Source organism: Bacillus sp. RC251, assembly GCF_044908765.1.
Taxonomy (GTDB): domain Bacteria; phylum Bacillota; class Bacilli; order Bacillales; family Bacillaceae_G; genus Bacillus_A; species Bacillus_A wiedmannii.
The window spans coordinates 1-21,729 of record NZ_JBIYDP010000023.1; the positions used below are offsets into that span (position 1 = coordinate 1).

The 21,729-nt window shown below is 37.7% G+C and carries 21 protein-coding genes and 12 tRNA genes; 2 read left to right on the forward strand and 31 right to left on the reverse strand.

The annotated features are described in order from the left end of the window. Positions 1-97 precede the first annotated feature (97 nt). The 13 genes from ABH961_RS29370 to ABH961_RS29430 form a co-directional block, all read right to left on the reverse strand. A tRNA-Gly gene (locus ABH961_RS29370) sits at positions 98-168 on the reverse strand. 1 nt (position 169) lies between these two features. Continuing rightward, positions 170-246: transfer RNA gene (locus ABH961_RS29375), tRNA-Pro, on the reverse strand. A gap of 3 nt (positions 247-249) precedes the next feature. After that, positions 250-326, reverse strand: a tRNA-Arg gene (locus ABH961_RS29380). A 97-nt stretch (positions 327-423) separates the two neighbouring features. Continuing rightward, a tRNA-Leu gene (locus ABH961_RS29385) sits at positions 424-506 on the reverse strand. A gap of 16 nt (positions 507-522) precedes the next feature. After that, positions 523-595 (reverse strand) — tRNA-Lys (locus ABH961_RS29390). Between the two features lie 5 nt (positions 596-600). Then, positions 601-675: transfer RNA gene (locus ABH961_RS29395), tRNA-Gln, on the reverse strand. Between the two features lie 87 nt (positions 676-762). After that, positions 763-838: transfer RNA gene (locus tag ABH961_RS29400), tRNA-Asp, on the reverse strand. Positions 839-841: 3 nt separating this feature from the next. Next, positions 842-918 (reverse strand) — tRNA-Met (locus ABH961_RS29405). Positions 919-942: 24 nt separating this feature from the next. Continuing rightward, positions 943-1,018 (reverse strand) — tRNA-Val (locus tag ABH961_RS29410). A 4-nt stretch (positions 1,019-1,022) separates the two neighbouring features. Further along, positions 1,023-1,097 (reverse strand) — tRNA-Glu (locus ABH961_RS29415). A gap of 8 nt (positions 1,098-1,105) precedes the next feature. Further along, a tRNA-Ser gene (locus ABH961_RS29420) sits at positions 1,106-1,196 on the reverse strand. Positions 1,197-1,199: 3 nt separating this feature from the next. Continuing rightward, positions 1,200-1,274 (reverse strand) — tRNA-Asn (locus ABH961_RS29425). 113 nt (positions 1,275-1,387) lie between these two features. Then, positions 1,388-1,846 carry a SprT family protein gene (locus ABH961_RS29430; protein ID WP_048542876.1) on the reverse strand — a complete coding sequence of 153 codons (459 nt, stop codon included), beginning with the start codon at positions 1,844-1,846 and terminating at the stop codon, positions 1,388-1,390. 195 nt (positions 1,847-2,041) lie between these two features. Here ABH961_RS29430 and cmpA point away from each other — a divergent pair, with 195 nt between their 5' ends. Next, positions 2,042-2,158 carry a cortex morphogenetic protein CmpA gene (gene cmpA / locus ABH961_RS29435; protein ID WP_001143642.1) on the forward strand — a complete coding sequence of 39 codons (117 nt, stop codon included), beginning with the start codon at positions 2,042-2,044 and terminating at the stop codon, positions 2,156-2,158. Positions 2,159-2,215: 57 nt separating this feature from the next. On the opposite strand, the gene ABH961_RS29440 is transcribed toward cmpA, so the two are convergent. From ABH961_RS29440 to acpS, 6 genes are all read right to left on the reverse strand, one after another. After that, positions 2,216-4,384, reverse strand: a complete 2,169-nt coding sequence (locus ABH961_RS29440) for a Tex family protein (RefSeq protein WP_048542878.1) — start codon at positions 4,382-4,384, stop codon at positions 2,216-2,218. A gap of 68 nt (positions 4,385-4,452) precedes the next feature. Then, positions 4,453-4,803, reverse strand: a complete 351-nt coding sequence (ndoA, locus tag ABH961_RS29445; RefSeq protein WP_000635963.1) for a type II toxin-antitoxin system endoribonuclease NdoA — start codon at positions 4,801-4,803, stop codon at positions 4,453-4,455. A 4-nt stretch (positions 4,804-4,807) separates the two neighbouring features. Beyond that, complete coding sequence (locus tag ABH961_RS29450) at positions 4,808-5,095, reverse strand: antitoxin EndoAI (RefSeq protein ID WP_000004570.1); 288 nt, start codon at positions 5,093-5,095, stop codon at positions 4,808-4,810. Between the two features lie 309 nt (positions 5,096-5,404). After that, entirely contained in the window at positions 5,405-6,574 is a 1,170-nt protein-coding gene (gene alr, locus ABH961_RS29455; protein WP_088061745.1) for an alanine racemase, read from the reverse strand. Between the two features lie 118 nt (positions 6,575-6,692). After that, on the reverse strand, positions 6,693-7,643 hold the full coding sequence (locus ABH961_RS29460) for a LolA family protein (protein WP_002096914.1): 951 nt from the start codon (positions 7,641-7,643) through the stop codon (positions 6,693-6,695). A 156-nt stretch (positions 7,644-7,799) separates the two neighbouring features. Next, entirely contained in the window at positions 7,800-8,159 is a 360-nt protein-coding gene (gene acpS, locus ABH961_RS29465) for a holo-ACP synthase (protein WP_000635044.1), read from the reverse strand. A 92-nt stretch (positions 8,160-8,251) separates the two neighbouring features. Here acpS and ABH961_RS29470 point away from each other — a divergent pair, with 92 nt between their 5' ends. Next, the gene (locus ABH961_RS29470) at positions 8,252-8,824 is read left to right on the forward strand and encodes a rhomboid family intramembrane serine protease (RefSeq protein WP_098079204.1); all 573 of its coding nucleotides are present in this window, start codon (positions 8,252-8,254) and stop codon (positions 8,822-8,824) included. On the opposite strand, the gene uvsE is transcribed toward ABH961_RS29470, so the two are convergent. From uvsE to ABH961_RS29530, 12 genes are all read right to left on the reverse strand, one after another. Then, entirely contained in the window at positions 8,817-9,779 is a 963-nt protein-coding gene (gene uvsE, locus ABH961_RS29475; RefSeq protein WP_048542883.1) for a UV DNA damage repair endonuclease UvsE, read from the reverse strand. The genes ABH961_RS29470 and uvsE overlap by 8 nt on opposite strands. 92 nt (positions 9,780-9,871) lie before the next feature. Further along, a complete protein-coding gene (gene cshA, locus ABH961_RS29480; protein WP_000206596.1) occupies positions 9,872-11,458 on the reverse strand; it encodes a degradosome RNA helicase CshA in 1,587 nt (528 codons plus the stop codon). Positions 11,459-11,763: 305 nt separating this feature from the next. Continuing rightward, entirely contained in the window at positions 11,764-13,140 is a 1,377-nt protein-coding gene (gene murF, locus ABH961_RS29485; protein ID WP_098079207.1) for a UDP-N-acetylmuramoyl-tripeptide--D-alanyl-D-alanine ligase, read from the reverse strand. A 60-nt stretch (positions 13,141-13,200) separates the two neighbouring features. Continuing rightward, a complete protein-coding gene (locus ABH961_RS29490; protein WP_098048829.1) occupies positions 13,201-14,286 on the reverse strand; it encodes a D-alanine--D-alanine ligase in 1,086 nt (361 codons plus the stop codon). Between the two features lie 369 nt (positions 14,287-14,655). Further along, positions 14,656-15,927 (reverse strand): MDR family MFS transporter, encoded by a 1,272-nt coding sequence (locus tag ABH961_RS29495; RefSeq protein WP_098079211.1) that lies wholly within the window; start codon positions 15,925-15,927, stop codon positions 14,656-14,658. Between the two features lie 108 nt (positions 15,928-16,035). Further along, positions 16,036-17,451 carry a branched-chain amino acid transporter BcaP gene (bcaP, locus tag ABH961_RS29500; protein WP_098079214.1) on the reverse strand — a complete coding sequence of 472 codons (1,416 nt, stop codon included), beginning with the start codon at positions 17,449-17,451 and terminating at the stop codon, positions 16,036-16,038. A gap of 231 nt (positions 17,452-17,682) precedes the next feature. Beyond that, entirely contained in the window at positions 17,683-18,855 is a 1,173-nt protein-coding gene (locus ABH961_RS29505) for a homogentisate 1,2-dioxygenase (RefSeq protein ID WP_048542891.1), read from the reverse strand. Continuing rightward, the gene (locus ABH961_RS29510) at positions 18,821-19,777 is read right to left on the reverse strand and encodes a fumarylacetoacetate hydrolase family protein (protein ID WP_098079216.1); all 957 of its coding nucleotides are present in this window, start codon (positions 19,775-19,777) and stop codon (positions 18,821-18,823) included. The genes ABH961_RS29505 and ABH961_RS29510 overlap by 35 nt, the downstream gene beginning before the upstream one ends. Positions 19,778-19,843: 66 nt before the next feature. Beyond that, positions 19,844-20,962: a 4-hydroxyphenylpyruvate dioxygenase gene (hppD, locus tag ABH961_RS29515; RefSeq protein ID WP_098079219.1), complete on the reverse strand. Its 1,119-nt coding sequence runs from the start codon at positions 20,960-20,962 to the stop codon at positions 19,844-19,846. Positions 20,963-21,277: 315 nt separating this feature from the next. Continuing rightward, positions 21,278-21,388 (reverse strand): DUF3948 family protein, encoded by a 111-nt coding sequence (locus ABH961_RS29520; protein ID WP_001083700.1) that lies wholly within the window; start codon positions 21,386-21,388, stop codon positions 21,278-21,280. A gap of 42 nt (positions 21,389-21,430) precedes the next feature. Continuing rightward, entirely contained in the window at positions 21,431-21,547 is a 117-nt protein-coding gene (locus ABH961_RS29525) for a DUF3948 family protein (RefSeq protein ID WP_000654250.1), read from the reverse strand. A 35-nt stretch (positions 21,548-21,582) separates the two neighbouring features. After that, the gene (locus ABH961_RS29530) at positions 21,583-21,690 is read right to left on the reverse strand and encodes a DUF3948 family protein (RefSeq protein WP_000664237.1); all 108 of its coding nucleotides are present in this window, start codon (positions 21,688-21,690) and stop codon (positions 21,583-21,585) included. Positions 21,691-21,729: the final 39 nt, after the last annotated feature.

Sequence of the window (21,729 nt, forward strand, 5' to 3'; positions counted from 1 at the left end):
AGGATCAAACTCTCCAATAAAGTTAGTTTGTCTAGCATCTAAAAATAAAAATTGACGTTTCACGTTGTTTGTTTCGTTCAGTTTTCAAAGAACTAAAAGCGGGTGAAGAGAATCGAACTCTCGACCAGAGCTTGGAAGGCTCTTGTTTTACCACTAAACTACACCCGCGTGGTCGGGAAGACAGGATTTGAACCTGCGACCCCCTGGTCCCAAACCAGGTGCTCTACCAAGCTGAGCCACTTCCCGTTATGGCGCGCCCGAGAGGAGTCGAACCCCTAACCTCTTGATCCGTAGTCAAACGCTCTATCCAATTGAGCTACGGGCGCTTATTCATGATGTTTTTTCGTCGTTGTATTTTGGCGACTCAATTATCTTATCATACTACATTTTCAAATGCAAGTACTTTTTAAAAAGATTTTTTGATGCGGCCGAGAGGACTTGAACCTCCACGGGGTTTCCCCCACTAGGCCCTCAACCTAGCGCGTCTGCCGTTCCGCCACGACCGCGCGGAAAAAACAAAAGTGAGCCATGAAGGATTCGAACCTTCGACCCTCTGATTAAAAGTCAGATGCTCTACCAACTGAGCTAATGGCTCGTAAATGGCTGGGCTAGCTGGATTCGAACCAGCGCATGACGGAGTCAAAGTCCGTTGCCTTACCGCTTGGCTATAGCCCATCGAAATATTCATCTTCTTTTCAAAGACAAATGTTATTGTAACATAATGTCCAATAAAAAACAACTGCCAAATAGCAGAAGTTAAAATGGCGGTCCCGACCGGGGTCGAACCGGCGATCTCCTGCGTGACAGGCAGGCATGTTAACCACTACACCACGGGACCATTTGGTTGCGGGGACAGGATTTGAACCTGCGACCTTCGGGTTATGAGCCCGACGAGCTACCGTGCTGCTCCACCCCGCGATGATACTATTTATATAATTTATATGGTGGAGGATGACGGGATCGAACCGCCGACCCCCTGCTTGTAAGGCAGGTGCTCTCCCAGCTGAGCTAATCCTCCGAAGTGGTGACCCGTACGGGATTCGAACCCGTGTTACCGCCGTGAAAGGGCGGTGTCTTAACCACTTGACCAACGGGCCAGTATGTATGGCAGAGAAGAAGGGATTCGAACCCTCGCACCGCGTTAGCGATCTACTCCCTTAGCAGGGGAGCCCCTTGAGCCACTTGGGTACTTCTCTGTATGGCTCCGCAGGTAGGACTCGAACCTACGACCGATCGGTTAACAGCCGATAGCTCTACCACTGAGCTACTGCGGAATAATAAAGACAATTTGTATCTTATAAAATTTCTTATCGTAAGTCAAGATGTTTTTCTCAACATCTTGTACAAACGTGACATGTTTATAATATACTGGATTGCGTTTTCACTGTCAAGATGTTTTCTTTATCAGGCTCAGTTTCCCTTTACACTTTCCGCAGACATATCTTTTTGTATTTATTTGACGTCTTCTTACATATTGAAGCAAACAGCCCATACATTCATACGTATAAACCTTTTTTTCCTTCTCTTCATTAATTATTCGTTTACAGAAGCGTGGCGCATCAACTTCTTTTAACAATTCACGAAAATCTCTATCCCGGTGCTTATAGCCCCTTCCTGTAATATGTAAGTGATAATGACAAAGCTCATGTTTAATGATTCCGACTAACTCTTCTTTCCCATACATTTCGTAATATCGATAATTCAGTTCAATATTGTGTGTATTCAATAGATAACGTCCACCAGTTGTACGCAACCTACTATTGAACATAGCTCTATGTAAAAATGGCATTCCGAAGTATTGTAGTGATACTTCTTCCACCAGACGCTGTATTTCTTGCTCATCCACTCTCATTCCTCCTAAACTAAAAAATATTTTTACACTTTTCTCCTCCCTTATACATATATTAAATAGTACATATACCCATCCTCATTCAAGAAGCGTGGTTTCTAAAAATATAGCATGAATAGAAATCCACTCACCAACCTCTCATCAATAGTACCTTACATTTTTGAGAGTAGGATTAAACAAGGAGGGATTCCTATGCCTACGTGGCTAAAAAAACAAATGCAACGCGCATATTTTGAAAAAAACCGGTATCAAATTAAATTACTAAATGAATGCTGGTTTTATTATAGCAAAATACATCAAAGCTCATAATCCATTACACGTTTTATCCCATAAAAAAAGAGCAGTTTCATCTGCTCTCTCCTCTTACTATTCAATCGGCAACATGGATAGTGCAACGCGACCTTTTTTCGTATCAATATCATCTACCCATACCTTGACGATTTGTCCGACAGATACAATATCTAACGGATGCTTCACATACTGTTTGCTTAGTTTAGAAATATGTACTAAACCATCTTGTTTTACACCTACATCAACAAAAGCACCAAAATCAACAACGTTACGAACTGTTCCTTCCAGTTCCATACCACGTTTTAAATCTTCTAATTTCAAAATCCCTTTTTTCAGAAGCGGTTTAGGCAACTCATCCCTCATGTCTCGCTCTGGACTAATGAGCGCATCTATAATATCAACTAATGTCGGCTCCCCAACTCCCGTTTCTTGCGATAACTTAGAAATCTCCACTTCTTCTAAGCTCTTTTGTAATTGCAATTGCCCTACGTCATCTTTTGATAACCCTAGACTCTTCAATAACAATTCAACATTTTTATATTGTTCTGGATGAATACCCGTTCGATCTAACGGATTTGCCCCTTCTAATATACGTAAGAAACCTATGCATTGTTCATATGTCTTCGCACCTAGACGCGGTATTTTCTTTAAGTCTGTTCGTTTTGTAAATTTCCCTTCTTCTTCACGCTTTGCCACAATATTTTTCGCAACAGTTTTCGATAAACCCGAAACATATTGCAATAACGCAACTGAAGCTGTATTTACATTCACACCGACTTGGTTAACTGCCGTCTCTACTACAAATGTTAATGATTCATTCAGCCTCTTTTGAGATACATCATGTTGGTATTGTCCAACCCCAACTGATTTCGGATCAATCTTCACAAGTTCAGCAAGTGGATCTTGCAGACGTCTCCCAATAGAAACAGCACTTCTTTCTTCAACCTGTAAATTTGGAAATTCCTCACGAGCTAAATCGGAGGCCGAATACACACTCGCACCAGCTTCGTTCACAATAATATAGAAGACTTCTCGTTTCACATTTTGTAATACATCAACTATAAATTCTTCCGATTCTCTAGAAGCTGTACCATTCCCAATCGCAATCATTTCAACTTGATATTTATCTATAATAGAAAGAACTTTCGTTTTTGCATCTTCATATTTACGAACAGGTGGATGCGGATAAATAACATCAATATATAGAACCTTCCCAGTATCATCTACAACAGCTAATTTACAACCCGTTCTATATGCAGGATCTAAAGCTAACACAACCTTTCCTTTCATTGGAGGTTGTAATAACAAATTACGTAAGTTCTCAGAAAAAATATGTATCGCTTGTTCCTCAGCTGTTTCTGTTAATTCTTTTCGAATCTCTCTTTCAATGGAGGATTGAATTAATCGTTTATAACCATCCTCAATTGCTAACTTTACATAATGTACACTTTTAGAATCGTTATCACGAATTACTCTCTTATATAAGAAAGTTACTATCTCATCTACTGGTGGAACAACAGAAACTCTCAATATATCTTCTTTCTCACCGCGATTCATCGCTAATACACGATGCGGCACTACTTTCTGCAACGGTTCTTCATAACTGTAATACATTTCATATATATTCTTTTCATCTTTCTCTTCATCTTTTACGGACGAAGACATAACACCTTTTCTAAAAGTAACATTCCGAATCCAACTACGATAAGCTGCTTCATCTGAAACGATTTCTGCAATAATGTCTTGGGCACCTTGTAATGCTTCTTCTGCAGATTGCACTTCTTTCTCTGCGTTAATAAACTCCACTGCCTTCTGATTTGGATCTTCTTTCTTATATAACAATAACCATTCAGCTAACGGCTCTAGTCCTTTTTCTTTTGCAATCGTTGCTTTCGTTCTTCTTTTCTCTTTATATGGACGATATAAATCTTCTACTTCTTGCAACTTTACAGCTTTAACAATTTGCTGACGTAACTCTCCTGTCAGTTTCCCCTTCTCATCAATAAGACGAAGAACCTCTTCTTTCCTATCTTCAAGCTGCATCATATATTGCCATCTCTCTAAAATTGTACGAATTTGCACTTCATCTAAAGAGCCTGTCCATTCTTTTCGGTAACGAGCAATAAATGGAACTGTGTTACCTTCTTCTGTTAATTGAATAACATGACGAACTTGCTTTTCGGTAAAGCCTAATTCCTTCACTAACATTTTCATTAACGCTTGTCGATTATCTACCATTTCCATATACAACCGTAACCTCCTCTATAATAAAAAAAAGTTGCCCTGTAAAGAGAGCAACTTAAACTGCCGATTTAAAAATCTATTAGTCCTAAACTAATTTGTAGCGCTTCATCTACACGAATCATCATCACTTCATCTAAGTGAGTGATTTTGTCCGTTAAGCGCTGCTTATCGATTGTTCGAATCTGCTCAAGTAAAATAACAGAATCTCTCTCAAAACCGTACTTTTTCGCATCAATTTCCACATGAGTGGGTAATTTAGCTTTTTGAATCTGTGCAGTAATAGCCGCTACAATCACCGTTGGACTAAAACGATTTCCGATGTCATTTTGAATGACAAGAACCGGACGAACGCCTCCTTGCTCAGAACCAACAACTGGGGAAAGGTCTGCAAAATACACGTCGCCGCGTTTTACAATCAAAATATTACCCCCCGCTAACTAAGCGTTCTACTGTATGAGCTGCTTCATACTCTGCTAAGAAAGCTTCCGATGCAATACCAAGATTAATTTTTCCCATTTCAATGTACCCACGTCGCATTGATTCATGTTGGTAGCGTTTCTTCGTCTTATGTTGACGCAATAACAGTTGTGTTGCCTGGCAAATTAGTTCATGGCGATTCTTATTCTCTTGTTTTCCAATTCCGTCCAATTCCGTTACCATTTGCTTTGGCAACCGAACCACGATTTCAGTAGTTACACTTGATTCGGACACAAAAATACACCTCCACCGTCAACTACACACCCAAATATATATATGACACCTATTGTAATAATACCATTGTATGGAGCCTGTTGCAAAGACTTCCTTATTCCTTGCTTATGTTTTCCAATTCACAAACAAAACATTCATATTCTTTTATTTTTATCTTATTACAAACAAGAAACGAAAGAGTTTCCCAGCAAAATTCACGTTAAATTATGTTAAAAGTAATGATAAGTAAAAAGCTTCTCATCAAAAATGAGCTTATTCTTAACCAATGAACAGTCCTCTCAAATGACAAGAAGCAAACCATACTACCTTCTATATATTGTTCAAATAATTGATTACTTCTACAACCTTGCCGTGCCGTATGAATATTCTCGGCACACGGAAGCTTATCGTTGCAATAATTTCATAATTAATAGTCCCAGAATATTCAGCAACTTCAGTAGCACTAATATACTCATCACCTTGTTTTCCAATGAGTGTAACTTTCGTACCAAGCGGCACTTCACAAGGAAGGTGTATCATGAATTGATCCATTGTTACTCGACCTACAATCGGTACCCTTTTACCATTTATAAGCACTTCGAACCCTTGTAATCTTCTAAGCCACCCATCTGCATATCCAATCGCAACAGTTGCAATCCATTCTTCCGTTTTCGTTCGGTAAGTGACGTTATAACTAATCCCATCCCCTTTAATCACCTGTTTAATATGAGCAACTTTCGTATGCAGTGATAGCGCTGGTTCTAATTTAAACGGTAAAAAAGGGCGTATTTCTACAGACGGAGATAACCCATACATCGCAATGCCAATTCGTACTGCATTAAATGTAATCCCTTGAAAACGTAGCGTTGCAGCACTATTAGCTGTATGGACAAACTTAGGATCCACTCCGAACTCTTTCAACCAACTTAACTGCTGCAAAAATGTGTTATATTGCTTATCAAAGTAAGAAGTCTCCACCTCATCCGCTGTTGCAAAATGTGTATAAACTCCTTCTAATTCTAAAAATGGCGCACCTTCTAAACTCTTTAAAAATGCTTTTAATTCTTTTCGTTCGCGTATTCCAATTCTCCCCATACCACTATCGAAATTAATATGGTATTTCATTGTAGATGAACCATCCCAAAGTTTGATCGCTTCATCCACCCATTCTTTTTGAAAAACAGTTAACGCTACATCATTTTCAGCAGCTACATTGACATCACGAGGCGGGGAAGGACCTAACACTAAAATCGGCACAGTAATACCAGCCCTTCGAAGCACTAGAGCTTCATCTAAAAAGGCAACCGCTAACCTTGTCGCCCCTGCTTCTAATGCCGTTTTAGCTACCGGTACATAATCGTGTCCATATGCATTCGCCTTGACTACAGCAAAAATCTCTACATCACTTGGAATGAAATCTTTAATGTGTGTAATATTGTTATAGATCGCATCTAAATCCACTTCCACCCAAGTGTCACGGTAAAATGGTGCTTCTTCCATAAATACACTTCCTTATACACGATATGCGAAGCTTATTCTTTTATATGCTTCTTTTATGAAATCCACCCTTCAAACTAAGAAAAGACGTGGTGCACATATATCACCACGTCTAAGAAGTTTACTTCACTTGCTTCTCTGTAACTGAACGAGCAACCATTAATAGCTCCTTCGGCTCTAAACCTTTAGACACGAGCATATATTCTACTCCGTTATGCGACCACGTTAAAGAATCTTTCGTCAATGCCCCAATTGTAAAGCCAAGATCAACCAATTCTCCGCTCACACTTATCGCTGACGAAGCCTCTGCAACTTTTGCCTTTTCTTGTATCAAAGTAAAGGATTTCTTACTTCCAGTGTATGTGAGTATCGCACGCTTGCCACTGTCTGTCTTCAACTCTTTTTCATCTTTCAAAACCATACCTTGCGGCGTATCACGCGGATACAAAATAGCAAATGGTTTGTCTTCTTTCGCTGTTGTTTGAACATCTACTTGCGCTCTAGACATATTTTGTTTCGTATCAAATGCACCTTTATCAAATTTCGCATCAAATTTCACTTTTGAGAAATCTACTTTCACAAGAACATTTTGATCATTATCCATTAACTTCACCGAAACTGGTGTTAAATCACTTTTCTTCAATGTAATCTCTTGTTTCGGCAACATGTTTTGATGTTGATAGTTTGTTTTTGTTTTAAAAATATAATACTTATCTGTTTTTTCAAAAGTAAGGTTTTTCTTATCCTGCAAAATATCTCTCACAAGGGATTCATATAAATAAGCCTGGCTACTATTTTGCGGCCAATCACTTTGGAAACGAAAACTCTTATTAAGTGCTGGCGTTAATACAAATACCCCTTCTTCATTTCTTAAAATAATTTGGCTTTGATCTTTTTTCGCATTCTGCAAATTCACACGATAAAAAGAAGGTTCCTTATGCCATATTTCTACCTTGTACTCCTGAGGCTCATTCCCTGTTTTAATAGATAATTTTGCTTCAGCTTGATAACTTTTCATCCCTTTTACTTTCGCCTCTAAATCTCTCACAACATCATCTTGTTTCTTTTCCATACAACCCGCCAACACAAAAACGGTTAATAAACCGACAAGAACTAAAAACAGACGCCTTTTCATCACTTCAGCCCCTTTGCCCCTATAAATGAATGGAAGATGTACCTTCCTTATCGCTACATCAAATATATGAGACAAAGATATAAAATATGCAGACTAGCGTGACGAGCTTTCTAAAACAACTTGAGCAACAGCAAATTCCTTACTATGACTAATTGATAAATGAACAATATGCTCTGTACTTGTAACGAGAATTGGCTTACCTCTATCATCATTCCTTACTTCAATATCTAAAAAACTTACTTCTTTTCCAATACCAGTTCCTACCGCTTTTGAATACGCCTCTTTCGCTGCAAATCTTCCAGCTACAAACTCTGTAAGGCGACTTCCCTTCAGCTCCTTAGCAACATTACGTTCACTTTCAGTTAAAATACGCTCCATAAATTTAAGTTTTCCATCTAGCATTTTTTCAATTCGATTCAATTCAATAATATCGATTCCAATCCCTACAATCATTTCAAAATCCCCTTCTTCTATTTAGCTTTCTTTTTTCATATTGTAAGAATAACAGAGAATCTTTCTGATGCAAAAGGAGTGATACTCACAACATGCTAATACCTTCTGCCCGCATTTCCTTACAACCAATCGTCATCGCTTTACTTCTCATACAATTAGTCATGATTATGTTAGGCGACTTTCTTCTCTTTCCCATGGCATCCTACAATGAATATATCGGTAAAGGAGAATGGTGGCGTCTCATAACTTCCTTACTTGTACATGTAGACTTACAACATTTCCTTTCTAATAGTATTTGTTTATTTGTGCTTGGCTCTTCTATTGAAAAACAACTAGGGCACTTTTCTTTCATCATTATTTTTTTCCTTTCTGGAATTCTTGGAAATATTTCTTCTTATCTCATTATGCCTCTTGAATATATTCATGCCGGGGCATCTGGTGGTATTTTCGGATTGCTAGGTGCACAATTATTTCTATTGTATAGTCGATATCGTTCTTCCAATCCAAGAGACATTGCTATTTTTTCAATCATGATATGTATATTACTACTATTCACTTTCTTCAATCCCTCCGCTAACCCTATAAGCCATTTAACAGGATTGATTATTGGTGGTATTTGCACTCCTTTATTAACAAAAAAATTCGATGGTGCAGAGCTTATTTAATATAAAAGCTCGCACCATCGACAATTTCTACATCTGTTTGTTTACTTAAATCTCTCATTAGTTGAAATAAAGACTCATCCTTCTTCTTCGCTTCAATCATACAATCAATTTGCGGAACACTTCCCTTTATCTTTTTTAAAAAAGATAAAAAAGTATCTACATCAATAAAGTCCGCATGCGCTCTCGGGTCTTTTCCCTCTCTAGGACTAGAAATGTGCATTTTCACTGGTAACAAAGACGATTCCCACGTATGTACAACACGCGCCCAATCTTCATGCCAATCTTCTCGATCATTATTCATCATATGGTGATGCAAATCAAACACGACTGGAATATCTAATTTTTCACCTAAATACAATGTTTCTTCTAAAGAAAAGGTCGTATCATCATTTTCTAATATGACCATCTCTTGGATACTTCTTGGAACACTTGACCAATTTTCTATAAAGCGTTCTAATGCGAGTTCCTTATCTTTATAACCTCCACCCACATGTAATACGCATCGTTGCTTATGTTCAATCCCCATACCTTTTAATAATTTTTTATGCATCTGCAATGTCTTTACAGATTGTTTAAAAATATTCTCTTCAGGTGAATTCAGCACAACGAAATGATCTGGATGAAAATCAATACGCATATTCATTCGAATAGCGTAATCACCTAGTACTTTTAAATTTTCTTTTAAGGGGCGAATATAGTTCCACTCTAACAACTCCTCATGATTCGCTAAAGGAACAAGCTTGGAACTAAGCCGAAAGAAAGATATATCATGCCCTTTATTATGCTTTAATAACCGTAAACAATTTTCTAAATTCGAATTAGCAATTCTTTCGAGTTTACGAATTGCAGCCTCTCGATCACCAATTCGTTGAAACTGCGCATATGTCATCGTTTGAGATGGAGATGCATTCTTTAAATGTACACTCATCGCAACATATCCAAGTCTTACAAGCATGTAGCACCTCTTTTCTACACAAGTTATTATGTAGTATGTACAATTACAGAAATAAAAAAAGAGAATGCCAGCAAAGGGCATTCTCTTTTTTATTAAGCTTGTGGACGGCTATGATGTTTTCTTTCGCCACGTCCATTTGAAGATCCAGGGCGACCTTGACCTTCACCTTTACGACCACGGCTACCACCATCACGATTGCGATCACGGTTACGGCCATCGCCACCACGGCTACCACCATCACGATTGCGATCACGGTTACGACCATCGCCACCGCCGCGTCCGTCACGACTACGATTACGGTTACCATCACGGTATCCGCCTCCGTTACCGCCGCGTTTTTTAGAACCGCCACCTCTTGAAACAACTGGTGGTTCTGACGTTAAAGCGATTGGAGTTGTATCTGGCTCTTTTGTCATCATTTTTAAAGCAGCAGCTACTACTGTTACAGAATCATTCTCTTCTAACATTTCTTCTGCAATACGCTTGTAGTATGATAAATTATCATTTTCAATTGTGCTTTGAAGTTTTTCAGCGATTAAACGTTGTTGACCTTCTAATGCCTCGTCTAGTGTCGGTGCTTCCATACGATCAACTTTACGTTTTGTAGTGCGCTCGATATTTTTTAATTGTCCTGATTCACGTGGTGTTACAAATAACATTGCAATACCTTTTTTACCTGCACGGCCAGTACGACCGATACGGTGAACGTATGATTCTGGATCTTGTGGGATATCGAAGTTATATACATGTGTTACGCCTGAAATATCAAGACCACGTGCAGCAACGTCTGTTGCAACAAGAACTTCAATAGCACCTTCTTTAAATTTACGTAATACAGACATACGCTTCGCTTGTGTTAAGTCACCGTGAATACCTTCTGCTGCATAACCACGTAAGTTTAATGCTTCTGATAATTCATCAACACGACGCTTTGTACGACCGAATACGATTGCAAGCTCTGGAGATTGAATATCTAATAAGCGTGTTAACACGTCAAACTTTTTCTTTTCTTGCACTTCTAAATAGAACTGCTGAATGTTTGGCATTGTTACTTCTTTTGCTTTTACTTTAATGTGTTGAGGCTCAGTCATGAAACGCTCAGCAATGCGACGGATTGGATCTGGCATTGTCGCTGAGAATAATAATGTTTGATGTGTATCTGGCACATCTGTTAAAATCGCTTCAATATCTTCAATGAAGCCCATGTTTAACATTTCATCCGCTTCGTCAAGAACAACTGTCTCTACGTTTTGTAAGCGAAGTGTTTTACGGTTAATATGATCTAAAATACGACCCGGCGTACCAACAATAATGTGTGGGTGTTTTTTTAGAGCACGAATTTGGCGGTTAATATCTTGACCACCATAGATTGGTAAAATACGAACGCGTTTATGTTTACCAATTTTGTACAGCTCTTCTCCAACTTGAATTGCTAATTCACGCGTTGGCGCGATAACAATACCTTGAACTGCTTCTTTATTTGTATCCACTTTATCTAATAGTGGTAATCCGAATGCTGCTGTTTTCCCTGTACCTGTTTGCGCTTGCCCAATAATATCCTTACCTTGCAATGCATGTGGAATTGTTTCAGCTTGAATCGGCGTAGCCTCTTCAAAGCCCATACTTTCAACAGATTGTAGTAAAGACTCACTTAATCCTAATTCTCGAAATGTTGTCAATGTTACTTCTCCTTTTCTATCCTATACTTATCATTTAAAAAAAGGCGTTTTCCGAATTTGCGGAAAAGCCCTTTTCCTGAATGCTCACGTATATAAACGGGCGTATATTCTTCGCGAAAATACTTCTAAACGTTATTACACTTTATCAATTATAAGTTTTGTATGTGCAAAAAGCAAACCCAACTGTTACCTTATTTTCATATTCAGAGTTTTTTTCTTCACTTTTATTTTTTTATATTTACTGTAAGCGCTTATTATAAGTTTCTTCTATTTTCGCATCTATCATCCCTATTTATATACACCAATTATTTCAACATCGTAATTACTTCTTCCAATTTCATGCCGCGAGATGCTTTTATTAATACAACATCTTTCACATCAACTACTGCTTGTAACTCTTTTACTAGCTCCTCTTTATTATCATACGCTTTTACACGCTCAATAGGGAAATTAATTTTCGCTCCTTCAGCAATTTGAGCCCCTAATTTACCATATGTGAACACATATGCAATTTTTGCTGGATCGATTAATTTACCGACTTCATAATGAAACTGTACTTCTTGATTTCCAAGCTCTAACATATCACCGAGTACAACGATCTTCTTAGCAAATCCATCTAAACCGTTCATTAAGTGGAATGCTGCTTCCATAGCTGTCGGACTTGCATTATAAGCATCATTGATAATTGTTAAACCACTATTTGTTTTTACAATTTCCATACGCATGCCTGTCATTTGAAGTGTTACTAAACCTTCTTTCATCTCTTCCCACGTTACACCAAAATATTTCGCAATTGCCATTGAAGCAAGCGTATTGTACACATTATGTTTTCCTAATACTGGTAAGTAGAATGAAATATTCTCTTCTCTATTCATTTTAAAATGTGTCCCAGTCGCCTGTAATGTTACAGTCGTTGGATAGTAATCATTTGCTCTAGCATCACCAAAAGTAACTGTTTCAGCTATTAAATTCATTTCAGGAACACGATTTGTTAATAATGGCTCATCTCCGTTATATACGAACACTCCACCTTCTTGTAATCCTGTCACAATTTCTAATTTCGCTTCAGCAATTGCCTCACGAGAGCCTAGGTCCATTAAATGTGCCTCACCAATGTTCGTAATGATAGCTGCATTTGGACGAGCTAACTTAGATAAGAATTCAATTTCCCCTCGGCTGGACATACCCATTTCTAATACAGCTACTTCTGTATTTTCTTCTAAGTTTAAAATAGTAAGAGGTAACCCAATATGGTTATTAAAGTTGCCTTCTGTTTTTTGAACTTTGAATTTAGTTGCAAGAAGACTTGTTACAATATCTTTTGTAGATGTTTTACCGTTACTCCCTGTCACACCAATAACTTTCACATCCAATTGATTGCGATAGTTTTTCGCTAACATTTGTAATGCTGATAACGTGTCTTCCACAAAAATAACAGGAAGATTCTCAGGTGGATTTGCTACATCCTTCATCCATAATGTCGCCACAGCTCCATTTTCAACGGCTTTATCTACAAAAGCATGTCCATCGAAACGTTCACCTTGAATCGGAACATATAAGTTTCCATTTTCAATTTTTCTCGTATCAATAGAGACTCCTTGTATAGTAATTCCCTCATATTGCTCTGCTAATCCCGTACCATTTACCATCTGTTCTACTTGTTTTAACATTCGATTTATCATGAGAACACTCCTTACATAGAGGAAGCACTATTCCTGCGAATAGTGCTTCCTCCTTTTTTGTTAGATTGTATATTTAATTTTTTGTTTTTCTTCGTGACGGTCAATCGCTAAACGAATTAGCTCTTCAATTAATTCCGGATATGGTAATCCAGTATGTTGCCATAGTAGAGGGAACATACTAAACGGCGTAAACCCTGGCATCGTATTCACTTCGTTAATATATACTTCTCCGTCTTTCGTTAAGAAGAAATCAGCTCTTGTTAAGCCAGCACTATCTAACGATTGGAATGCAATAATCGCATCTCGCTTAATGACATTAGACTCTTCTTCTGTCATTTCAGCCGGAATAATTAATGCTGTATCGCCATCGATATATTTCGACTTATAATCATAGAAGTCCTTTTTCGGTACGATTTCACCTACAACTGAACATTTCGGTTCATCATTACCTAATACACCAACTTCTACTTCACGTCCAACAATATTTTCTTCTACAATAATTTTGCGGTCAAATTGGAATGCCTCTTCAAATGCATTCTCAAGCTCTTCACGATTTTTACACTTATTAATACCAACACTTGAACCAAGGTTTGCTGGTTTTACGAAGCAAGGATATCCTAAAACTTCTTCTACTTTTTCATATGCTGTTTCACAATCTTTTTCCCATGCACTACGAATAAACGATGCATACTTCGCTTGTTTCAATCCAGCTTCTGCAAAGATGTTTTTCATAACAACTTTATCCATACCAGCAGCAGATGCTAGAACACCATTTCCTACATAAGGAATGTTCATTAATTCTAATAATCCTTGAACCGTTCCATCTTCACCATTTGGTCCATGTAATAATGGGAAAATAACGTCGATAGCATTTTCCTCAGAAGCTGCAGATGGAATGATTTCTGTGCTTAATGATAACGGAGAAATCGCATTTTCTGCACCGCTCATTTTTAGAACTTCAACATCTGTTACTTCACCTTCAATACGCTCACCGCGCACCCATTGACCTTGTTCTGTAATATAAATTGGATGAATCTCGAATTTATCTTGATTTAACGCTTTAATAGCAGCAAGAGCCGTTTGTAGCGAAACTTGATGCTCAGCTGATTTTCCACCATATAATAAACCTAATTTAATTTTTGTCACTGAAATCACCCTAACCAATTGTTTTCATTTTTCTATTTTAGCACTTTTTATAAAAATAGGTAGTTCCTATTTGAAATAAAATGTAACTTCCACAAATAATTAAATGACACCACTTATTGGTTTTCTATACTTTTTCTACTTAACTTTCTTCATAAATATACAAAATTAAATTCTAAAATACAGTGAAACTTTAATTAACGAGGGGCCATCCCCACTAATTATCAGCCTGCACCAATCAGGCAGTTATCTCTAGCCGAATTTTAAGGTGGAAGTCTTACTGCCCACAAATAGCGGGATAAAATTGTAATCCAATCTAGTTATGTACCTAAAATATGTAGAAATCCCCTTTTTGTGTATGTCATCTACTCATTAAGAAGATTGTTTCGTCAGTGTGCCTTTTTGCCTTTGCTCAACGAGACGATCTAAAGAAACATATACAATACCTGCAACTACACATCCTACAGCTAAAATTGTAAATAGAAAGTGGCCAAGTAATCGATCCAATAAAAAACCGCCAAGAAGTGGACCGAATGCGCCTCCTGTAATCCACTGCAAACTGGCAGCTCCCATATAAGTCCCTCTCAAGTGCTCAGGGGCCAAATTCGCTACAAACGTCATCTGTACAGGCGACATAATCATCTCACCTAACGTATATATGGCATAAACGAACAGCAACGTTATTAAAATAATCGTAGCATTTGCATCAAATTCTCCAAACCACTTCGGTAACCATCCTATAAAGAACAAACCAACTCCGAACAAACATGCACCATATAACATCGTCTTTCCGACAGGTTTATCTGTGGCCCATTTTGAAATTTGAAATTGGAACAACACAACTAATAGTCCATTTAAAGCCATTAAATATGGATATGGATTGTTAGTTCCCAAAATGCCTTTCATTTCATTATCAAAGTGCAGCGGCAACATGCCCTCTGTTTGAGAAAATCCCATCGAAATAATGATACCTGCTAACAAATAAATCATTAGTGCCTTATCTCTCATTACAATTTTCCAAACCGCCTCTGATTCCTTTTCTTTATTCTCTTCTTTAGTCGCACTCTTTGGCATTGTCTCTTGAATAAGAATGAATACAAGTAATGCATAAAATAACATCGTAGACGAGGCAATAATAAACACAAGGTTCTTCGACAACATAACTACTGAAGCACCCATTATCGGGCCAATTGCAGCACCTATATTGTGCCCCATTCGTAATAAACCATATGCTTCTGTTCTTTTTTCAGGCGCTGTTACATCCGCAACCATTGCTGATGCAGCGGGATGGAATAATGAATTACTGAGCCCTAAAAAAATAGATAAAATAGCATAAGGAATAAATCCTTCTATAAATAAAAAACCTAGCATGAACAAAGCATTACTCACCATTGAAAAAATCATTATTGGCTTTCTTCCATATATATCAGCAATCCTCCCACCAAGAAGAGAACCGAAACTTGCGGCAATCGGAGAAAGTGCCATAATAACCCCTACTTCCAATAACGAATCCACCTTATCTTTTAAATATAGGGCAAAAAAAGGCATCAACATCATCATTGCAATTCCATTTAACGTTTCGCCAATAAACCGAATCCATATGTTTCGGTCCATCTCCCTTAACTCACGCCACGTATTTTTCATACATTCCCCCCTCAGTTCCCCAACAATTATATTATATACAGAATCAGAAAAATGTAAATTTTCAGAACAAAAAATCCATCCTAACAGAATTAGAATGGATTTTTCAACTTATAAATTCGCTACATCTTCTTCGTCTTTACTATTATTTAAAGCACTATGTTTTCGGCTATATAAGAAGTAAACCGCAATACCGATAACCATCCATACCCCAAAACTAATCCAAGCAGTTCCGGATAACTGAAGCATTAAATATAAACAAAAAATCACCGTTAATGCTGGTAAAAATGGTACAAGCGGTGCCTTAAATGCTCTTGGTAAATCCGGATGAGTTCTTCTCATTACAATAACAGCAACAGCTACAAGTGCAAAGGCTGATAAAGTCCCCATATTTACAAGATGCGCTAACACATTTAAATCTATTAATCCTGAAATAAGTGCTGCAATAATTCCTGTTGTCCATGTATTTAAAAATGGTGTTTTAAATTTTGGATGGACTTTAGCAAGGCGCTTCGGCAATAATCCATCTCTGCTCATTGCATACGAAACACGTACTTGCCCATACATCATAACTAACATTACTGTTGTGATTCCTGTAATTGCTCCTACTGAAATTACTCCCGCTAAACTATCTTGTCCAATAAATTGAAGTGCAAAAGCAACTGGATCTGATATATTTAACTGTCCGTATGGAACAATTCCTGTCAAAATAAGTGAAACAACAATATAAAGAACCGTACAAATTAATAAAGATGCAATAATGCCAATTGGTAAATCACGTTGTGGACGTTTCACTTCTTCTGCTGCCGTTGAAACTGCATCAAACCCTATGAATGCAAAAAACACTGTAGCAGCTCCAGCCATTACACCATCTAAGCCAAACGGCATAAAAGGTGTCCAATTTTCAGGTTTTACATAATTAAAACCAGCAAAGATAAATATGAGAACCACCGCTAATTTAATAAACACCATAATGTTATTTATTCGTGCACTTTCACGAACACCTCTAGATAAAAGAACTGTCATTACTAAAATAATTAGAACCGCAGGCAAATCAATTATTCCACCCTTTCCTGTACCAGGGGCCGAGGAGAGAATGGTAGGAATATGGATCCCAAATCCCTTTAATAAAGATTGAAAATAAGCGGACCAACCGTTTGCTACAGCAGATGTAGCGAGTAAATACTCAAGCATTAAGTCCCATCCAATTAAAAATGCGAATACCTCTCCCATCGTCGCATATGTGTACGTATACACACTGCCTGAGACAGGAACTGAAGAAGCGAATTCAGCATAACAAAATGCAGCAAAGGCACAGGCTAACGCGGCTATCGCAAATGATAATATAATAGCTGGTCCAGAATGTTTTGCTGCTACCACGCCCGTTAGGACAAAAATACCCGTTCCAACAATTGCCCCGATTCCAAGCATAGTTAAATCCAATGCACCCAATGTTCTTGCTAACGTCTTTTGCTTACTCTCTTGCATTAGCTTTGCAATAGGCTTCTTTTGAAAAATTTGCTTCATAGCATGCCCCTCCAAGTTTTAAATTTTCTGAAAATTTTTAATTCGCTTTTTTATTTTACTCATTGCATTTTCCCCAGTCAATACTTTTGTCGAAATAAGTAGAAATCTTTCGGAACATACAATATCCTTATCGTTGTTTCTATATATCTTTCCGTATTTTTTTTTGGTATTATTATACATGTCGATTCCACAAAAGAGGCATGCTCACTTATTGAGCATGCCTCTTTTTACCTATTTCACAGTATGTGAACCTTCTTCAATCCAGCTATACATATATTTTTCATCTTCTGTTTCATGTGCTTGCTTTACAATACGAAGCGGACGGAACGTGTCTATCATAACAGCTAGTTCAAGTGTTTCTTTCTTCCCTATACTTCCCTCTGTTTTCCCAGGATGCGGCCCATGAGGAATTCCGCTCGGATGAAGTGTAATAGAACCTTCTTCCACACCTTTCCGGCTCATAAAATTTCCTTCTACATAGTACAGTACTTCATCACTATTCACGTTACTATGATAATATGGTGCCGGAATAGATTCTGGATGATAGTCGTATAAACGTGGTACGAAAGAACAAATAACGAAATTGTGACCTTCGAACGTTTGATGTACTGGAGGTGGCTGATGAATACGGCCTGTGATTGGCTCAAAGTCCTCTACATTAAAGACCCACGGATATAAATAGCCATCCCAACCAACAACATCTAACGGATGGTGCCCTAAAACATGTTTATGCATATACCCTCGCGACTTTGTCATTACGACAAACTCACCTTTTTGATCATACGTCTCTAATTTTTCAGGACCACGAATATCTCTCTCACAAAACGGACTATGCTCTAACAATTGTCCATATTCATTCCGATAGCGACGCGGCGTTGTGATTTGACTATTTGCCTCTACAACAAGAAACTTAGTCTCTCCTTCATCTGGAATAACACGATAAATCGTTCCAATTGGGATTGTTACATAATCACCTTTTCGATAGTGAATCGTTCCAAACATCGTTTCAATTTTCCCTGTTCCGTAATGAACAAATAACATTTCATCACCATCACCATTACGGTAGAAATAGTCCATTTTTTCTGTCGGAGCCACTACTCCAATTAATAAATCCTCATTCCCAAGCATAAAATTCCTTCCGCTTACTGCATCGCCAGTTTTTTTATTTTCTTTCGTGCGAAAATGACGATGAGCAAGAGCTACATCTTCTTCATACTGCAACTGACAAGAATGAGATAATGCCGCATGACCTACTTCCGTTGGCATATAATGATGGTACAAAATAGATTGCGTACCAGAAAAACCTTTTGTTCCCATTACCTGTTCGCGATAAAGCGACCCATCTTTTTTACGGAATTGTACATGTCGTTTATGAGGTAGCTCCCCCATGTGACGATAAAACATGCCCATCACCTGCTTCCATTTCTTTTTTGACCGTATTACGTAACGTACCTAAACCAGTAATCGTAAGTTCTACAACATCCCCATCTTGCAGCCACTCTTCCGTACCCAGTTCTAAAACACAACCTGTTCCTACTGTCCCAGAACCAATCACATCGCCTGGATATAACGTAACGTCTTCCGAAGCACGTTCAATCATTTCAGCAAATGTATAGTAAATATCTTGGAAGTTCCCCTTTGATAATAGCTTTCCATTTACATGAGCAGTCATCTCTAACTCATAACGGTCACCGTTACGATAAACATCCAATTCCTCTTTCGTAACAAGGTGCGCTCCTAATGAAGTTGCAAAATCTTTTCCTTTTGCTGGACCAAGTCCTACCTTCATTTCTGTTGCTTGTAAGTCCCTTGCACTCCAGTCGTTCATAATACAATAACCAAAAATGTATTCCTCTGCTTGCTCACGAGAAATATTTCTTCCTTCTTTCCCAATTACGCAAGCGATCTCTAACTCATAATCAAGCTTTTTAGATTTCTTCGGACCAATTACAAAATCATCCGGACCAATTACAGCACGATGGTTCGTAAAATAAAAAACCGGGATATCGTACCATTCAGGTACAACCTCTAGCCCTCTCCGGCCGCGGGCCGTTTTTACATGCTGTTCAAACGCGTAAAAATCCCGAATACTACTCGGATTAGGAATTGCCGCCGCTAATTGCACTTCCTCTAAGGAATATATACCCTTTTCTGGATTCTCCATATTACGCAATACTTCTACATACTCATCCGCTTTCTCTAAAAAGGCGAACATAGAAGAAGGTAATTTTCCATCACTAGCAATATTCATATCAATTACTTTGTCACCTTCAAGCCATCCAGCTCGCATTTCTTTCGAAGGAAGACGAAATGTAACAAATTTCATCATGATTCCTCCCTATGAAAATGAAATTTCCACCAGCAAAGAGACTTTTGCTGGTGGATACAAATCTTATAAGTTTCCTCGACGTTCCTGTTCTCTTTCAATTGATTCAAATAATGCTTTAAAGTTCCCTTCCCCAAATCCGCGAGAACCTTTACGTTGAATAATTTCAATAAATAAAGTTGGACGATCTACAATTGGTTTCGTAAAGATTTGTAGTAAGTATCCTTCCTCATCGCGATCTACTAAAATCTTTAATTCTTTTAACCTATCAATTTCTTCATCAATTTTCCCAACTCGCGCACTTAACTCATCATAATAAGTATCAGGTGTATCTAAAAACTCCACGCCATTTTCACGCAGCGCTTCCACTGTTTTAACGATATCGCTTGTTAATAAAGCAAGATGTTGTACACCTGCTCCATTATAGAATTCTAGATATTCTTGAATTTGCGATTTTCTCTTTCCATCTGCTGGCTCGTTAATAGGGAACTTAATACGACTTCCATTTGTCATAACTTTCGACATTAATGCTGAATACTCTGTACTAATATCGTCATCATCAAAATGAATCATTTGTTTAAAGCCCATAACATTCTCATAATAGCTAACCCATTCTTCCATTTTCTCAACATTACCAACTACGTGATCTACAGCAATTAAACCTGACTCTTCAAATGGAATATTAAACTCCACTTGTTGGAATCCTGGCATAAATGTTCCTTTATAATTTTTACGCTCTACAAGCGTGTGAATTGTATCACCATACGTACCAATAACTGCTTTTTTCAGTGTACCGTTCTCGTCTGTTAATTCCACAGGTGGAGCAATTGCAACGGCACCACGTTTCACAGCTTCCGAATATGCTTTTTCAACATCGTCAACAAGTAAAGCAACATCTTTTACACCATCACCATGTGTCTTTACAAATTCTGCGATACGATTATCACTACTTAAAGCTCCAGACACAACAAAACGCATATTTTTTTGCACAAGAACATAAGATACCTTTTCACGGTTACCAGTTTCTAATCCAGAGTAAGCCACAATTTTGAACCCGAATGCTCTCGCAAGGTAATAACTTGATTGCTTTGCATTTCCTACGTAAAATTCCAAATGATCTACATCACGTACCGGAAAAAAGTCCTCCATTTGTGCAGCTAGCGTATCCATAGATTTTTGTTTCATAAAATCCTCATCCCCCTGTAAATAGATTAAATGGTTCATACTTAAAACCAATCGAAAACGCTTCCAACATTAATTAATAGAAATTAGTTAGCAAGCTAACAAATTCTGACCTTTAAAATTTTCTATCTTTTCTGTCAAATTCCTCTTTTTTTCTTACATATAAAATTCGACTTTTTTCTCTTTACATGACGGAGGGAATATTCATACTTGAAGGTATATAGGAGAGGAGAGGAAAACAAAAAAGACCCCAACATATTAACTACTTACTAATATGCTAGAGTCTTTATTTTTTTTGAATGATTGTATTTATATGTCTCATACTAATACATTTGCAAGGAATAAAATAAATGATGTTAATACTACCGCTCCACCTAATGATCCTAATAAATCTGTTTTTGTTACTTGTAACACTTGTTCACTGTTCATATTCCTCATTCTCCTTTCATTTTGTATGATTTAAAACTTCTATTATACTAATACACTTGATAGAAATACGATTAATGCTGTTAATACTACTGCTCCACTTGCTGATCCTACGAAGTCACCTTTTGTTACTTGTAATACTTGCTCTTTCATATCTTTCATTCTCCCTTCTATTTTCTTTTGTTACAAAACTTCTATTATACTAATACGCTTGATAGAAATACGATTAATGCCGTTAATACTACCGCCCCACTTGCTGATCCTACGAAGTCACCTTTTGTTACTTGTAATACTTGCTCTTTCATTTTGCATTCTCCTCTCTTTTTCTTTTATTACAAAACTTC

Bases quoted from the DNA above. Each gene is read 5' to 3' on its own strand.
- ABH961_RS29525 (WP_000654250.1), bottom strand. From the start codon at position 21,547: ATGAAAGATATGAAAGAGCAAGTATTACAAGTAACAAAAGGTGACTTC.
- acpS (WP_000635044.1), bottom strand. From the start codon at position 8,159: ATGATTGTAGGGATTGGAATCGATATTATTGAATTGAATCGAATTGAA.
- hppD (WP_098079219.1), bottom strand. From the start codon at position 20,962: ATGAAACAAAAATCTATGGATACGCTAGCTGCACAAATGGAGGACTTT.
- alr (WP_088061745.1), bottom strand. From the start codon at position 6,574: ATGGAAGAAGCACCATTTTACCGTGACACTTGGGTGGAAGTGGATTTA.
- ABH961_RS29495 (WP_098079211.1), bottom strand. From the start codon at position 15,927: ATGAAAAATACGTGGCGTGAGTTAAGGGAGATGGACCGAAACATATGG.
- ABH961_RS29510 (WP_098079216.1), bottom strand. From the start codon at position 19,777: ATGAAATTTGTTACATTTCGTCTTCCTTCGAAAGAAATGCGAGCTGGA.
- ABH961_RS29530 (WP_000664237.1), bottom strand. From the start codon at position 21,690: ATGAAAGAGCAAGTATTACAAGTAACAAAAGGTGACTTCGTAGGATCA.
- ABH961_RS29505 (WP_048542891.1), bottom strand. From the start codon at position 18,855: ATGTTTTATCGTCACATGGGGGAGCTACCTCATAAACGACATGTACAA.
- bcaP (WP_098079214.1), bottom strand. From the start codon at position 17,451: ATGAAGCAAATTTTTCAAAAGAAGCCTATTGCAAAGCTAATGCAAGAG.
- ABH961_RS29470 (WP_098079204.1), top strand. From the start codon at position 8,252: ATGCTAATACCTTCTGCCCGCATTTCCTTACAACCAATCGTCATCGCT.
- ABH961_RS29520 (WP_001083700.1), bottom strand. From the start codon at position 21,388: ATGAACAGTGAACAAGTGTTACAAGTAACAAAAACAGATTTATTAGGA.
- ABH961_RS29460 (WP_002096914.1), bottom strand. From the start codon at position 7,643: ATGGAAAAGAAACAAGATGATGTTGTGAGAGATTTAGAGGCGAAAGTA.
- uvsE (WP_048542883.1), bottom strand. From the start codon at position 9,779: ATGCTTGTAAGACTTGGATATGTTGCGATGAGTGTACATTTAAAGAAT.
- ABH961_RS29440 (WP_048542878.1), bottom strand. From the start codon at position 4,384: ATGGAAATGGTAGATAATCGACAAGCGTTAATGAAAATGTTAGTGAAG.
- cmpA (WP_001143642.1), top strand. From the start codon at position 2,042: ATGCCTACGTGGCTAAAAAAACAAATGCAACGCGCATATTTTGAAAAA.
- murF (WP_098079207.1), bottom strand. From the start codon at position 13,140: ATGATAAATCGAATGTTAAAACAAGTAGAACAGATGGTAAATGGTACG.